14 protein-coding genes are annotated in these 15,172 nt (G+C 36.5%); 6 read left to right on the forward strand and 8 right to left on the reverse strand.

Annotated elements, in window-relative coordinates:
- The first annotated feature begins 277 nt into the window (after nt 1-277).
- A complete protein-coding gene (locus AC5WOE_RS06270; protein WP_496049565.1) occupies nt 278-1,585 on the forward strand; it encodes a helix-turn-helix domain-containing protein in 1,308 nt (435 codons plus the stop codon).
- A 91-nt stretch (nt 1,586-1,676) separates the two neighbouring features.
- On the opposite strand, the gene AC5WOE_RS06275 is transcribed toward AC5WOE_RS06270, so the two are convergent.
- Nucleotides 1,677-2,186: an endonuclease domain-containing protein gene (locus tag AC5WOE_RS06275; protein ID WP_496049564.1), complete on the reverse strand. Its 510-nt coding sequence runs from the start codon at nt 2,184-2,186 to the stop codon at nt 1,677-1,679.
- Between the two features lie 202 nt (nt 2,187-2,388).
- Between AC5WOE_RS06275 and AC5WOE_RS06280 the strand changes: the two genes are divergently transcribed.
- The 3 genes from AC5WOE_RS06280 to AC5WOE_RS06290 are packed head-to-tail and all read left to right on the forward strand — an operon-like array spanning nt 2,389 to nt 3,413.
- Nucleotides 2,389-2,757: a DUF2089 domain-containing protein gene (locus AC5WOE_RS06280; RefSeq protein ID WP_496049563.1), complete on the forward strand. Its 369-nt coding sequence runs from the start codon at nt 2,389-2,391 to the stop codon at nt 2,755-2,757.
- Between the two features lie 12 nt (nt 2,758-2,769).
- On the forward strand, nt 2,770-3,150 hold the full coding sequence (locus AC5WOE_RS06285; RefSeq protein ID WP_496049562.1) for an SHOCT-like domain-containing protein: 381 nt from the start codon (nt 2,770-2,772) through the stop codon (nt 3,148-3,150).
- Entirely contained in the window at nt 3,150-3,413 is a 264-nt protein-coding gene (locus AC5WOE_RS06290; RefSeq protein ID WP_496049561.1) for a hypothetical protein, read from the forward strand. The genes AC5WOE_RS06285 and AC5WOE_RS06290 overlap by 1 nt, the downstream gene beginning before the upstream one ends.
- Nucleotides 3,414-3,560: 147 nt before the next feature.
- Here AC5WOE_RS06290 and AC5WOE_RS06295 read toward each other — a convergent pair whose 3' ends face one another.
- Complete coding sequence (locus AC5WOE_RS06295; RefSeq protein ID WP_496049560.1) at nt 3,561-4,544, reverse strand: helix-turn-helix transcriptional regulator; 984 nt, start codon at nt 4,542-4,544, stop codon at nt 3,561-3,563.
- A gap of 112 nt (nt 4,545-4,656) precedes the next feature.
- On the opposite strand from AC5WOE_RS06295, the gene AC5WOE_RS06300 reads away from it, so the two are divergent.
- Nucleotides 4,657-5,496, forward strand: a complete 840-nt coding sequence (locus AC5WOE_RS06300) for an SDR family NAD(P)-dependent oxidoreductase (protein WP_496049559.1) — start codon at nt 4,657-4,659, stop codon at nt 5,494-5,496.
- 319 nt (nt 5,497-5,815) lie between these two features.
- On the opposite strand, the gene AC5WOE_RS06305 is transcribed toward AC5WOE_RS06300, so the two are convergent.
- Both AC5WOE_RS06305 and AC5WOE_RS06310 read right to left on the reverse strand, forming a co-directional pair.
- Nucleotides 5,816-6,865 carry a queuosine salvage family protein gene (locus AC5WOE_RS06305; RefSeq protein ID WP_496049558.1) on the reverse strand — a complete coding sequence of 350 codons (1,050 nt, stop codon included), beginning with the start codon at nt 6,863-6,865 and terminating at the stop codon, nt 5,816-5,818.
- Nucleotides 6,866-6,970: 105 nt separating this feature from the next.
- Nucleotides 6,971-7,495, reverse strand: coding sequence for a cysteine hydrolase family protein (locus AC5WOE_RS06310; RefSeq protein WP_496049557.1), 525 nt, complete (start codon nt 7,493-7,495; stop codon nt 6,971-6,973).
- Nucleotides 7,496-8,118: 623 nt separating this feature from the next.
- Between AC5WOE_RS06310 and AC5WOE_RS06315 the strand changes: the two genes are divergently transcribed.
- Complete coding sequence (locus AC5WOE_RS06315; protein ID WP_496049556.1) at nt 8,119-8,625, forward strand: hypothetical protein; 507 nt, start codon at nt 8,119-8,121, stop codon at nt 8,623-8,625.
- On the opposite strand, the gene AC5WOE_RS06320 is transcribed toward AC5WOE_RS06315, so the two are convergent.
- From AC5WOE_RS06320 to hsdR, 4 genes are all read right to left on the reverse strand, one after another.
- On the reverse strand, nt 8,622-8,795 hold the full coding sequence (locus AC5WOE_RS06320; RefSeq protein WP_496049555.1) for a hypothetical protein: 174 nt from the start codon (nt 8,793-8,795) through the stop codon (nt 8,622-8,624). The genes AC5WOE_RS06315 and AC5WOE_RS06320 overlap by 4 nt on opposite strands.
- Before the next feature lie 223 nt (nt 8,796-9,018).
- Nucleotides 9,019-10,407: a restriction endonuclease subunit S gene (locus AC5WOE_RS06325; protein WP_496049554.1), complete on the reverse strand. Its 1,389-nt coding sequence runs from the start codon at nt 10,405-10,407 to the stop codon at nt 9,019-9,021.
- Nucleotides 10,400-11,887 (reverse strand): class I SAM-dependent DNA methyltransferase, encoded by a 1,488-nt coding sequence (locus AC5WOE_RS06330; protein WP_496049553.1) that lies wholly within the window; start codon nt 11,885-11,887, stop codon nt 10,400-10,402. The genes AC5WOE_RS06325 and AC5WOE_RS06330 overlap by 8 nt, the downstream gene beginning before the upstream one ends.
- Nucleotides 11,888-15,124: a type I restriction-modification system endonuclease gene (gene hsdR, locus AC5WOE_RS06335; protein ID WP_496049552.1), complete on the reverse strand. Its 3,237-nt coding sequence runs from the start codon at nt 15,122-15,124 to the stop codon at nt 11,888-11,890.
- Between the last annotated feature and the right edge of the window lie 48 nt (nt 15,125-15,172).

A 15,172-nucleotide genomic window follows, 5' to 3' on the forward strand; every position in this document is an offset into this window, starting at 1 on the left:
GAGATAAGGCAGGCTGATCAGTTAACCATCTAAAATAGGCTGATTGCATTGTACAATAGGTAGAAATTAATTTGCAAATTTATCCTTTTTAGAAAAAATATCTATTTTCTTTTCTAAATATTGATACATACAAACCAATAGCGGACAATTTCTCGACAAAAACAAGAAAGCAAACTCTAAGATATGGAAGAAAAAGAAGGTTTTAAACAAAAGATGGCGAAATTTTTTAAAAAAAATTACAATAAAATCGGGTAACTGAATCAGGAGGGTTATCGGCATGTCAAAGCAAATGGGTAGTGCACTGCGCTCTATACGCAAAGAGAAAGGATTACGGATCGCCGATCTCGTAGAAAAAGGTCTCTCTTCCGCTACCATAAGTTTTATCGAGCAAGGCAAAAGTGTCAAAGAAAGCAAGCTTCACCGATATTGTGAAAAACTAGGTGTTCAACCAACACAGTTTCCACATCTCATCGAACACCAACAAAAATCGAATTCACAACTCCAGATGCACTTATCTTTACTTGAATCCAAAATTCAACTCCATCTTGACGACAGCTCCCTGCTCGCAGAACTTCGCAAGTTAGAAAAACAAGGGGAAATGTTAAGTACGATATCCTTTCTCAAAGGCTTGTACTATTTTAACCGGAAAAATTGGGATCGTTCCCGCAATTACTTGGAGAAAGTAGTGGAGACAGCTACCAAGCAAAAAGATTTTTCCTCTAATCTCATCGCTTCTGCTTATAAGGAGCTGGCGAGGATTAGCTTTTTTCAAAAGAATGATCTAAATTCTGCCCTGCATTATGTTCAGTTGGGGTTGGATGGATATGATTCCAATGGTGATAGAGATGAAATAAAGTTTTTCTTGATGATTGGAAAAGTAATATACCTCGAAAAATTTAATCAGATTGATGATGCCTTACATACCTTAGATTTGCTTTGGCTTGAATATGCTAGCATCTCAGATTTAGAAGTACTTCTTAATATGTATGAAATCAAAGCATCTTTATTAAACCGAAAAAGAGATTTTAATGAAGCAATAAAGTACGCAATCGAAGGTTACAGGTTAGCAAGTAAAAATAAAAGTTATCGAAGAGCGGTGGAGCTTCTAACCACTTGGGGTAACATTTTAACTAATCTAGAAGACTATAAAAATGCAGAACAAATATATTTACTAGCTCTTGAATTCAAAATCAAAAAGAAAATCGATGGAAATAACTTGTTTGTTTCCACCTACACACACCTTGGATTACTCTATAGCAAACAAAACCACATAGAAAAAGCAAGAAATTACTTTGAGAAGGCATTAATTGAAGGAAAACAATCTAAAGATGCACCAAGATATTGCTTTGCTTTAATGTCTTCTGCTGATTTTGAATCAAATCAACGTAAATTTCCAAGTGCTGTACTTTACTATGAAGATGCAAAAAAACTAGCAAAAGAATATCATCTAGATAACTATCTTGAAGTAATCCTTGTACATTTGGCAGATTGTTGGAAAAAAGCTGGTGAAATGGGTAGATATATCCAGTCCCTAGAAGATGTACAAAAAATGTTGTTGCTAAAAGGAGGGGACAACCTTGGATAGCGAGCCACCATGAATACATCAAAATAGATAATAAAGCCATTCAGAACCTATAATGTCTGATGGCTTTATTTGTTTTGTACTGATTACAAATTCAATTTGCTCTTTTCCGCTTTGAAGTAGACTTCATCGTATATTCATGTATTTGTTGTATCGTTTGAGCTATATTCTCCCTGCATAAATCCTTATAAGTAAAACGCATCACTTTCCAGCCGACACGTCTCATATAAGCATCTCGATTTCGATCATGCAGACGTGCTTTTTCACTCGAGTGATATTGGTACCCATCACATTCCAGTGCTAACTTATGTTTTGGAATCGCAAAGTCGATCCAGTATGGTCCTAGGGCATGCTGTGGCGCAATTTTCCCTTGGAAGGTATACCGGAGCTCATAGTAAAGCATCCGCTCCAATGGGCTGTCTGTTTGAAACATCAGTCGATCAAGCGAAGGAGCATATCCTTGTTTCCATTGCTCATATAAAAATTGGATTGCGAAAAACGGATAAAAGGGAATTTTCAAATTACTTTTAACAGAACGCTTGAACTCAATATACTTCCTTCGTATAACTCTATACTTTTTATACACTTTACTATCTTTATTCAACTAAATGTTACACCTCCTTATTTCATAATACTATAAATTCGGTATATTTTTATATTAAATAACAAACACTCGTATAAGCGAGTTTTGTTAATTTATAAATTGATATTAACGAAATATGTGATCATAAATATTAATATAATCAATTTTTATATTGATATATTCAATCTCTAATTATATAATGTGTTTAAGAAAGGAGATCGATATGGCATTTCCGATGATTACCACATGTCCCGTTTGCAGTCAGCAGCTGCAAATTACACGTCTTCAATGTACACACTGCCACACTACGATCGAAAATGAATTTCAGCTTTCCAAGTTAGCTACCTTAGCAAAAGAACAGCTTTATTTTATTGAAATCTTTTTAACCTGCCGTGGCAATATCAAAGAAGTGGAAAAAGCGTTAGGAATTTCTTATCCAACCGTCCGTGGAAAATTGGATGAAATTATAGTGGCTTTAGGACATTCAACCCAAAAGAAACAAGATGATGTGAACAAAAAAGAGATCGTCTCTTTGCTGGAAAAAGGGGAAATCAGCCCAGAAGAAGCAATGGAGATGTTAAAAAAAGGATAGGAGTGATTCAAGATGAAAGAAGAGATCGCCAAAATATTGACGATGGTACAAGAGGAGAAAATCACAGCGGACAAAGGAGCAGAATTAATCGAATTGCTAAAGGATGAAAAACCTTCAAACGCTTCGTCTCATACAAACTACCTGAAGAAAATGCTGAGAATCAGAGTCAATTCTGCTGAGGGAGACAAAGTGAACGTCAACATACCGCTTAATCTTGTGAAAACCATCTTAAAAGCAGGCCATCATATCGCAGAAAAATTTCCCGAGTCCGAAAAATATGTAAAAGATATTGATATGGATTTACTAATCCATGCCATCGAAAACGAAGCAGAAGGACAAATTGTAGATATTACCTCTGCGAATAAAGACACTGTTCTAGTTGTAATCGAATAATGATAAAAGTGGTCATTCGAGCGGAAAAAAAACGCTATACCATCCCTCTCCCCTATTCCGTCTTGCATATCATAAGCCTAGTCCTTTGCAGCAAATGGTTTTGGAGAGCGATAAACAAAGGAACAAAAAACATCACCTTCCCTGTTCCTACTTTGGACAAACAGACCCTCCAGCCTGTCCTCTCAGAACTAAAGAAATATAAGGGTGTAACAATAGCCGATATCGAAGATAAAGATGGGAATGGGGTACTCATTCGTTTGTAAGGACGATTTGTCAGAGAACAATCAGCAAAACATAGAACTGTACCCTTCATACTATAAGGTACAGTTTATTGCCGTTCATTTGTGCCATTTCAAGTATTGGCAATTTGCAACAGTTGACTGTTTGATTAAGATACATCCCATTCCATTTTATTGTTTGAGTTTAGACTCCTCTTGTTTATAAAACGCCACAACAGCTTCAGCCATCTCACGAATTTTATCATGTAATTCTTTAGGCTCCATCACTTTCATCTGGTTTGCAAATCCTAATATATACCCCTTTGCTTCCTCTTCGGTATTGAATAAAAGTTTCACAGATATCCAGCCATCCTCATTTCTATTTCCATATTCAACAATTTGCACAAAGCGATCGGTAAATGTCAGCCTTGGTAAAATAGACGGACTGACTGCCACCCACACTTCATAAATCGGCAAGTTTTCTACAAAGTCTTTTGTGGAAGATCTCCAATACCCCGCAAGATCAAAGTCTTTTGGTCTTTCAAATGTTTCCTTTACAGGTTTCGCTACTTGAATGCGTGATGCTCGATAAGTTCGAATTTCATCATTATCTTTGGAAGCAATAAAGTACCAGCGACTCCCTTTCGCTACCAGTCCAAGGGGTTTAACAAGGCAAATACTCGTTCTTCCGTCTGCCCTTTGATATTCGATTTCTAATTTATTTTCCTTCCATATCGCGTTTTTCAGCATTTCAAATGATTCGATTTTTTCTTGCTGCTGCCGCCATGTACTTGTATCCACATGGATTCGATTCCATACCTCATTGGCACTTTCGCGATAATTCAAAGGCAGCGAGGCGATAAGTTTGTTTCTAGCTTCCTGTGAAGAACGAGTTAAACCCAATTCGTCTAGTAATTGTACAGAAGGAGAAACAAATAAGGCACGTATTTCGGATTCTTTTAACCCTGTTAAATTTGTTTGATAACCTTCTAATAATGACCAACCGCCATTTTTACCACGCTCTGCAAAAACAGGGATACCCGTTCCGCTTAAGGCTTCCATATCTCGGTAAATTGTTCGTTCGGAAACCTCTAATCTCTCTGCTAATTCTTTGGCTGTCATTTGGCCTTGTGACTGTAGCAACAAAAGAATAGATATCAATCGATCCCCTCTCATATTACTCTCCTTTCAATACAGATGAAGTGTATTTATTTAATGAAATATGACACAAGTTGTCAAGAATTATCCTTTATGATAAAGCTATCTTACACCTGAAAGGAATGGATACATGAAATCATTAGAAGGAAAGATCGCTCTTGTAACAGGAGGCAGCAGAGGAGCAGGGCGCGGTATTGCTATCGAACTAGGAAAAGCAGGAGCGACCGTTTATGTTACAGGACGCAGCAGCAAAGGGAACTCCACCAACAACTGGCCTGGAACCATCGATGATACCGTCTCACAAATAGAGAAAGCAGGCGGGAATGGGATCGCCGTTCGTTGTGATCATACCAATGACTCAGAGACAGAAGCTGTGATGAACCGAATTCGCAGCGAACAAGGCAAGCTCGATATTCTAGTAAATAACGTATGGGGCGGGCACGATCTTTGGAGTGATGCAGAACCAAAACCTTTTTGGGAATTCTCGTTAAAACAATGGGATACCATGTTTACCGCGGGTGTACGTGCTCAACTTGCTACCAATTATTTTGCAATCCCATTACTCCGTGAAAAGCAACAGGGACTCATTGTCCATACGACTTTTTGGGATCAAGACAAATACATCGGAACCTTTTATTACGATTTAGCCAAAAACGCACTAGCTCGCATGGCATATGGCTTATCCATCGAACTAAAACAAGATCATATCCCTGTAGTAGCAGTTTCACCAGGATGGATGAGAACAGAACTGGTACTATTAGGCTTTCAAACCGACGAACAGAATTGGCAGGAAATCGATGCTTTGAAAAATACAGAAAGCCCTCATTATATCGGACGTGCCATCACAGCCTTAGCAAATGATCCCAAGATCCTGGACAAGAGCGGACAAGTGCTAAAAGTTGGCGATCTAGCAAAGGAATACGGATTTACTGATATAGATGGTCGATACATTCCCCCGTTTACCATATAATCGCTAAGTTTTTTTATTGAAAGATGCAATGCTCCTTCCTCTCAAAACAAGTTTAAAAACAAAAAAGCAACCTTTGTTTGAAGGGAAGTAACAAAGGTTGCTATACAAATTTTTAATATATGTTATACCCCATTTCAAATAATACTATACATTCCAACCATTCGAATAATACTACATATATATCTACTCATAGAGTACCTTTATTGCAGACTCGCTCGTTGCCTTCTCCATGATATGTATATGGAATTCATTAAAGCTAGCACTATGGTTAAACAAATTCATACCAAACTAATGCTACATTCATTATTATCCCTCACTTCTAATAAAAGTTTGTCTTTACATTTGGCTCTTTGAGGAGATGCTGTTTGCTTTTGTCTTTACATGATGGACAAATGCTTTCTGCTGGACATTTGTCACCATATCTAGGTTCGAAAATAGAAATAGAATGATGCGTGGAAGTACCTGAACAAATAGCACCATCCTTGAAACAGTAACCTCTGCCTATATTCCAAAGTACTTGATTAATGACGGCCATAGAAGCATATTCAGTTAGAATATCTCCAATGGCAGCTATACAATTTCGTATTCTAATATCAAACTCTGAGGAAACTTCTTCCCCTGTTTTGATCTTTCCACCGAGAACAGGATCTATAACCTCTACTAAACCTAATCGCAAGCATACACGTATAACATGATAATCTACAGGAAGTTTAACCTTTGAAAAATCACTAAATTTACAGATATTTGCTTGATGCAAATAAATAACAAGAACCCTCGATTTCTTTTCCTCTGGGTCAGCATATGCAGGAAATGGACGCAATTTATAAAAGAGACCATGATGACCAAATATTTCGTAATTTGATTCGGATAATAAATTCGAAAATCTCCCATTAAAGCGTTCCAATAACAAGGCAGCAGTAGAATGCACTCCATCTAAACGCTCATCAATCCGGTCAATGTTCGCAACACCGTTATCATCTAGGAAAATACTTTTAAAATCCTCTGTAGTCATTTGACTGAGTTTTTCACAATCCAATTGGCTTGGATGAGCTAAGAAATGCCGCTGCGATGCGAGAAATAAATAATCAGTACCTCGTACTAGTTTCCCATCAACTCGGCCAGATATATTAGCAGTATGTTGAATACTGGAGACCATCACCATCCAGTATAGCCCCCACCAATCAGCCTCTTCCCTGGTTCTTACAATGGGAACCGTATCTATAATTGGAATTTGCTTATGAATTTCTTTTATCTTTGTTCCAAGATGATGAACACGATCTAAATTAATTTCCAACCCACTCTGGCTCATCGTTTTATCCCCTTGATTGAGATCAGATTCAGCAAAAATCTCATACAATCTTTTTGGCATAAGCAATTTGCTCACCACAAAAAGATTGAATTTACAAATATTTCATCGGATATTCAGCAGTTTCTATATATACTCTTTGGAATCGATAATGAAGCACCTGGTTAATTAAATATCCGAAAGCACATCTGCATCTATTTCCGAATGAATAATATTTTGTCTGCCGATTAAACGCTCCAACACCTTCACCCCTGCATCATGACTTACATTTCCACCATTAGAAGCAGAGTAATAAGCTAAAACAATAGGATGAATATGATGTTCAAATAAATCAACTGCCGTCTTTAAGACACAACAATCCGTATCAATTCCAACGATAAATACTTTTTCAATGTTGTTTTCTTTAATAAATTTCAATGTCTCTTTGTTAATAGCCGAATATATCCCCTTTTTAAATACATTCGTAGCAAAAGGTTTTATTTGAGGATGTAACTCTTGTTCCCATGTGGTAGATAATTTTCCCCAATGAAGGAATTCCCTATAAGGACTGGCCTCTTCATTTATAAATTGGGTGAATGCAACATAATCAAATAAGCCCTTCTGCAACAGGTTTGTTATTCTTTCAAGTACAAATTTCGTCTTGCTGCTCACAAATCCATTTTGAACGTCCACCACAAATAACAGTGTGCTCATTGTACACCCTTTCATCGTATCTATTTTTTATCATAATTTATATACTGAAAATTTAAATTTGTGAATCTGAATTAACTCAAACTTTTAAAGTAACTTTATCCCCTAAGGCTAAGCATTTGATTATTAGGTCATATGATGTGAGTTAATAGAAACGGGCATGCGATATGCAACCCGTTTTCTTTATTCTATAGTCACTCTCAAAAACTCGATTCTCTGAGATATTTAAAAATTTGACTCCAAAGCGCAATTTCATCCAGCTACTCGGAAAAGGATGATTGAGACAACGGATTTTATAGCAAATATTGAAAATATTATCTAATTATGGTTAGATAAAAGTATGTCTGTTTTGATCTGATGAAAATATGTGCTCCTCGCTTGATCGAACATGATGTTCTCGGCTGAGTTGAGCTGCATGTTTGCTCGATCGCGTTATCGTGAAAACAGCTGCCTTTGGCAGGAACCAGCGATAGCAACGCAGGTAGAGGGCTTTCGCCATTCCCTGCACAGTTTTACCTATAGCTTTTCGTCTGCCTCAAGCAGACACTGTGGACGGTTGCCAATGCGTCATGCATCTGGCCGCGTGCGACGTGACTGATCTCCCTTAATAAAAGGGGGAAATATGAATGGAAAAACAAACGAAAGTTGTTGTTGACCAACAGTCATGTCAAGAAGTAGAGGGAATAAACACTTACCTGGTAGAGAAGATCGAGGAGAAAGAAGCCAAAATCGACTCACTGCTCGTCGAGCTCCAAAAGCAGCAAGAAAAAACCAATGTGTGGGAAAATCAGGCACTTGAAGCTGAGACTCGATTTCAATCGACTGCACAGGAACTCGCTGCAACAAAAGCCGAGCTCAAAAAGGAGCAAGCAGCAAAAAACGAGTGGGAAAACCGGGCCATCAAAGCCGAGGAAGCTCTTGACAAAGCGAACTCCGGTAAATGGTGGAAAATGGTGCTACATTGGGTTGGAACGATGATCCTGACAACCATTGTCGGGAAAGCAATCGAAAACGGTTCTACCCAAACAATAAATAAGACCTCATCGCTTTTTCAAGTCGATAAGATCTTATCCTTCCCCTATGAATACGCGGTTCAGGCCTGGCAGCTAGTAACCCGTATATTCGTAGGTTAACACATATTTGACGGGGGATCGGTCACGTCGCACGCGACCTGATCACCGTCCACACCAATTTTATAAGAAGCTGAGATTACTGTCAAGAAATCTCTTGGAATATATTGGTTCAACATCGCTTTCGATCCAGCCTCACTAGCGGAATGTTGTCCATCTTCCACTTGGTACATTCAGCTTCCTTTTCCTTTTTTGGAGTAGCTTTTATTCAATAATCTCTAAAGTTCGTATATCACCAGAGATGTTGTAGAGGTTCCAAAGATATGTAAAATTCATAAAATAAGCAAGCTTTTAGCTCATTAAAACAAATAATACTGAATTGAATTTGATTCATAGGTCAGCTAATAGGAAACGGGCGTGCGATATTCAGCCCGTTCTCTTAATTGACTAAACATTTTATGATAACTGTTCTTGGAATACTTCTTTTAAGAGTTCGATTGCACTTTCTTCTGTTGGATCGTTGATGCCAAGTTCGCCACGGAATGCTTTGGAGAGGATGGATTGTTTTAATTTTTCAATCGACTCATCCATGTTTATAATTTCCTGTAATTTTTTTTCTTTTTCAATAATCTCTTCGATTTTTTTAACTTTTTTCTCAAGTACATCGATAGGTGGTAACAACATTTCATGATTCTTAAACTTTTCAAACTCAATACTGTTAACAGTTGTTCCAGACTTAGAATAGTCACGTAACAAACTTTTTTCATTACCTTTTATGTACCACACAAAATACCTATTAATTAACTCATTTCCAGAATCAAAAACTTTTATGTCTTGGTTTACTGTAGATTCCTTCGTAATAATGGCAATAGGAAGTGCTCGTTGTAGAATTCCACTCCTAACCACCATAGCTATTGAACCTTTTTTAACTAGTTTTGCAGAAGAATTAATAAGTCCAGCTTCTGTAATATAATCCTTGCTTTCATTTATATAAATATTCTTCATATCTTTAGGTGAGATCCACGGAATTTTGCCGTTCCAATATTCTTCTCTCTGTTTACTTGGTGTCCCACCTCCAAATATACTGAATAAATCCTTAATTTTTATCTTTTTCCAAAAATCAGATACATTATTTTCATTTAATTCTTCATCAAGTATTGTTTGAATAATACTAGTTCGACGAAGTTCAAATGTTTCCTTTGCTTCCTCTATCAATTGCTTTGCTTTGTCAATTTTATTTAAAAGAAGTTCAATTTTGCCAATAATTCGTTTTTGTTCATTTTTATTAGGCAAAGGAATTGCAATCGAATTCAGGTTTTTCGCATAAATGGCAGCAACATTAGTTGTACCACTTTTAATATCATTTAATAAAATTTTCCCATATTGTGAGTTCAAGAAATAATTAACTATATTCGGATCAACATTTCTTAAAAAGCGTACTCTTAAAATATTATTGTTAAAAAGTACTGGTTCCGAGACCAACTCACTATCAAAAACACTACTTTTCCCTACCAATTCGATACTGTTTCGAGTATTGAATAAAAAATCCCCAGATTTTAACTTATATTGTTCTAACTCTTCTGTACTTGCATCAACTTTCACTAGATTCTCCAAAATTAATCTACCATTACTTGTTATATTATTCATTTTTAAATACATGAATTTTTTTATATTAGACTGTTCTTGGCTAGATCTAACTAAGCCTAACTTACTTTCACTAACTAAATTTCCAAACTTCACCCACACCCAACTCTTTGGAATTTCATAAAGTTGCTTTCCAGCAGGTATAAGTGCTTCATTAAACAGTTCTTCTACTGTTCTCAACTTATTGCCTTTTTTACTCATTCTCATGCACCCCAACAGTTTCAACTACTTTATAACTACTTACTTCTAATGTTCTATAGTTTGTCACGTTCTCAACTGCTTTAAGTTCATCTACAACTTCATTCAACAATCCTACTGCTTGCTGTAATTTGGAAAGCGCTTCTTTCGCAGATTCGATCGGATCAGGAAGATTTTCATACTCCGATAGTGACTTGTCTGCAATCAACCCAATATCCAAACTATCCTCTTTCCTCACAATTTCCTCACGAGTAAACACATTCCAACGCTCATCCACAACTTTACTTCGATCTTCCGAAGTATAAGCTGTTATAAAATCAGCAAAATGCTCTTCTCTCAATGGATTTCGCTTCCCAAAGCTTGGCATATTGGTGCGAAGATCATACACCCAAACATTTTTTGTACTACCCATTTCTTCTGTACCACGTGTAAAGAAAAGAACATTGGTCTTTACTCCTTGAGCATAAAAAATACCAGTAGGCAAACGCAAAATCGTATGTAAATTACACTTATTCATCAAATCTCTTCGAATTTCCACTCCTACTCCACTTTCAAACAACACATTATCAGGCAAAACAACTGCTGCTCGGGCTTTGCCATTTGCTTTTAATGCCCGATAAATATGTTGTAAAAAATTAAGTTGTTTGTTGGTTGTTGTATAGGTAAGGTCAGAACGAGTTAATCTTTCCCCACCTTGTTTGGTACCAAATGGAGGATTGGTTAAAATACAATCGTAATTTTTTAATCCTTCTCCTAAGCTGGAAAGGGTATCGCCTAGAATAACTTCCCCTTGAATATCATGTAGAAGTGCATTCATCATTGCCAAGCGGTGAGTATCTCGTACTAGCTCCACACCTGAAAACGCCTTTTCCAATTGAAAATTATAATCCTCTTCCTTTAAGGTGTAATACTCATTTGTTGCTTTGGATACATGATTATTTGCAGCGATCATAAAACCAAAGGTTCCACAAGCTGGATCATGACATCGCTCTCCCGGTTGAGGATTTACTAGTTTGACAATAACATTAATCAAGGAACGAGGAGTAAAATACTGCCCTGCTCCCGATTTTAGTTCACTCGCATTCTTCTCTAGTAAACCTTCATATAAATCTCCAAAGTCTTCTTTATCCGAACTGTACCAATCCAATCCATCCATAGACCGAATTAGTTTCTCTAGGTTCTTTGGTTCGTCGATATTAGTTTTTGCATTGGCATAAATTTGGCTAAGGATATCATCATTTTGTGTATTTCCAAGCTCATTTAGAAGATTCACATAGTGTTTCTTTAGCTCTATTCCATGTCTACTGGTAAGGGATTTCCATCGATATTGTTCTGGTATTTCCTTATCCCGACCTTTTTCCTCCATCATTTTTAAAAACAAGAGATAAGTGAGTTCTGTCACATACTGGTGGTACGTGATACCATCATCTCTTAATACATTACAAAGGTTCCAAAGCTTCTGTACGATTTCATGGTTATTCATTTATGCTTGCTCCTTTTGATAAAGCTCATCATTGATTTGGTTTAAAATAGATTTCAATTCACCTTTAAATATTTTGTTTAGCCTTTTATACCCGCCACTATTTTTAAATGGCTGGGCTTCAAACGCTTTTTCCGGATCAGGATCTAAAATGGTGTTACTCAACAATTGGCTTTCAATTTTTTCAAGCCAGCTCTTTTGCAGAGGAGGCCATACTTTCCTATTATAAATCTTTTTCATCGCTCGTTTAATACGTTCTTGTTTACTGATTAAGGGATCGCCAATCGCATATCTGCGGATAAAACTGATAATATCAGCGGCTATTTCCTCATTTGTGGAGTGATACCAAGCTGTTTGCAGGTTTTTCTCTGTAAATCCTTTTTGATCTAACTCCAACGCTAGTTTCCTTAGTTCATTTCTGGTTAATTCTTTTGGTCTGGTGCAAATGACTTGTATCGCTGGGATTAGGTTCATATTTTCATTGATAAATCGATGAAAACTGTCTAGGTAGTCATCCGGTTTTTCCGCAGCTCCATAACCTCTTGTTACATCAATTAGCTGATCTTTGTGTGTAGAAATATACTGACTTGATGGACGACCTCGATTTTCATCTAAGTATTTCAACAGCTCTTCTTTGTTTTTTAGTTTCTTTACGATTTGTTTACCTTTTGCCTCTTTTAACCAACCAATAAACTCGTCTAAGGTTTGTCCATCATTTAAGACTTGAAAATCTTTAAAATCTTGATCATCCCAATGCTGCTTTTTTCGCTGGATTTTTGCAATGAGTTCTTGTTTCCGGTCATCTTCATAGTAAGTGCCTTTAAACGTTTTTAGTTCTTCGAATAATTTCTGCACAGAAACGCTTGGATTAGCAACAACAGGTTTTATACTGGTGTATGGTTTTAAACTCTCATATAAACCAACAGCATCATAAATCTTAAAATGCGTTTTATTTATTTCTGGACATAGTCGAGTTGCCCTGCCCAACATTTGCTCATAAAGAATTCGCGAACGAATCCGTCTCATAAATACGATATTGGATATTTCAGGAACATCAATTCCAGTTGATAATAGATCAACGGTAACTGCGATCTTTGGAAGTTTTTCATTTTTGAAACGTTTAATCATTTGACTTGGATCTTTAATCGAACCTGTTATTTTCACAATGAGGCTATCATTGATTGGACCGTGACATTCTGCCATTTCCTCTTTTAAGATTCGAACTATCATATCCGCATGATCATCGGTAGCAGAAAAAATAAGGCTTTTTCCTTCTGCATAGGGATCAAGATATTCCGATAAGCCATTTAAAACAACTCGGTTAAAATTCTCTGTGATTACTTTTTTATTAAATCCAGTCACATCAATTTTCACTTCGTCTGCTAATACTTCCGTTTCGACAGTTCCTGAATCAGCATGATAGACTTCTACCTTTTCCCCTACTTTCCAATTTATTCCCATTTTTTTCAATTCGGTATTAAATTGGTAGGGTGGTTCATGGTCTACAAGATGGCCGTCTACCACAGCTTCTCGATACGTATAAGTAAATACAGCGTTTCCAAAGATTTGCACGGTATGAAGCGCAGGTGTTGCCGTCAGTCCAATTTTCACCGCATCAAAGTAGTCGATTACTTTGCGGTATTTACTAATATAATCCTGATGATCTCGATACTCCAGCTCATAATCTGACATCTCTCTATCTAGAGAATATCCTCTATGTGCCTCGTCCACAATGATACAGTCATATTGATCAACAGTCGGTACAGATTCCTCTTGATAAAATAAGCGCTTTACCATTCCTTGAACAGTTGCGATTTGAACTTTTGTTTCTTCTTCTGGAATATGGTTCTCTTTTAGTGTCTGTAAATCAAAAATCTCCGTAAAAGTTTGGAAATTTTCTAATCTAGAGTCTCTAAATACATCCTCTGCTTGTTTTCCTAAAGCTTCCCGGTCAACCAAAAACAATATCCTCTTAAATCGATTAAACTTTATTAATCTATAAATAAGACCTAGTGCCATTCTTGTTTTACCAGTACCTGTTGCCATTTCTACAAGAATTTGACGTTGATTTTTTTCCATTGCTTTTTCTACGGAAAGAATTGCTTTTTCCTGGTATGGTCGTAATTTCAAATAACTTAACGTTTCATTCCGTAATTCTTCTGTAGATTTATCAATATCTTGTTTTAAGAGGTTATGTAAACCTTGAGGAGAATACCAAGCTTGCAGTGGTTTGGAGTGATTGGTAGATTTCCTTGCATCTAACATCCATATTCCTGATTTGTACTCCAATTGTTTAATATAAGGACGACCATTTGTTGCAAATAAGAAAGGTACATAAAAATCCCCATATGGTCCGAGAATGATTTCATTTGCTCTCTTTCTTACATGCCTAGCATATATTTTCGCTTGTTCGATATCGGACATGACATCTTTTCGTTTTCGCTTTGCTTCTACTAAACCTACTAATTCTAGGCCTACAAACAACGCATAATCAGCTATACCTTCCCAACAAGGCCACTCTGCGATTGCTTTATTCTTTCCTTTCTCTGGTCTTGAACCTTTGCTATACCGAATATTCTCTGTATCTACTTCCCATCCTGCTTGTTTTAGCTGTTTATCTATTAATACTCTTGTTTCTGACTCGGTATATTTCAACTGATTTAAATAGCGATCAGTCGTGTTTTTCCTTTTTTCTTTGAGTAGTTTTATATCTAATTCGGAACGCTGTTTTTGCTCTATTCTTAATATCTCAAGCTCCTGTTCTAATTTCTCTACCTTTTCATCGTAAACTTGATTCATTTTCTCTAAATCTACATTCACTTCTCTTCGTATAGGAACGATAAAGCTAGGAGCTTGAAAAGAATAATCCACATATACTTCCATAAACCAAACACCTAAACGATGAGCAAAACGAAGAGCAGTGAGTGCTTCTGATTCATTGCCATAAACATCGTGGGCAGCAATATTTCCGATTCGTCGTAAGGAATCCAACATATTTATAAGTTCATCATCTAATATATCGTTTCTTTTTAAGATATTAATTCTTTCCACTTGTTTCACACCATAAGGCTCTTCTATATTTTCAAATGCAAGAATAAATTTAGATAATGTTTCTCCAAATAAGCGTGTTTTAAATAAACTTGTATGCGGATCAGTATAGACATTCTTTTCCGCCAGTTCTCCTAAATTAGCTAGGATACTCCATTGACCCGTAAAAAATGAGAAGTTACTTCTCTTCATTCAAACACCTCAATAAAATAGAATTTTCAAATTTAATTATATACGAAA

It is taken from the genome of Shimazuella sp. NTD248 (assembly GCF_059510395.1).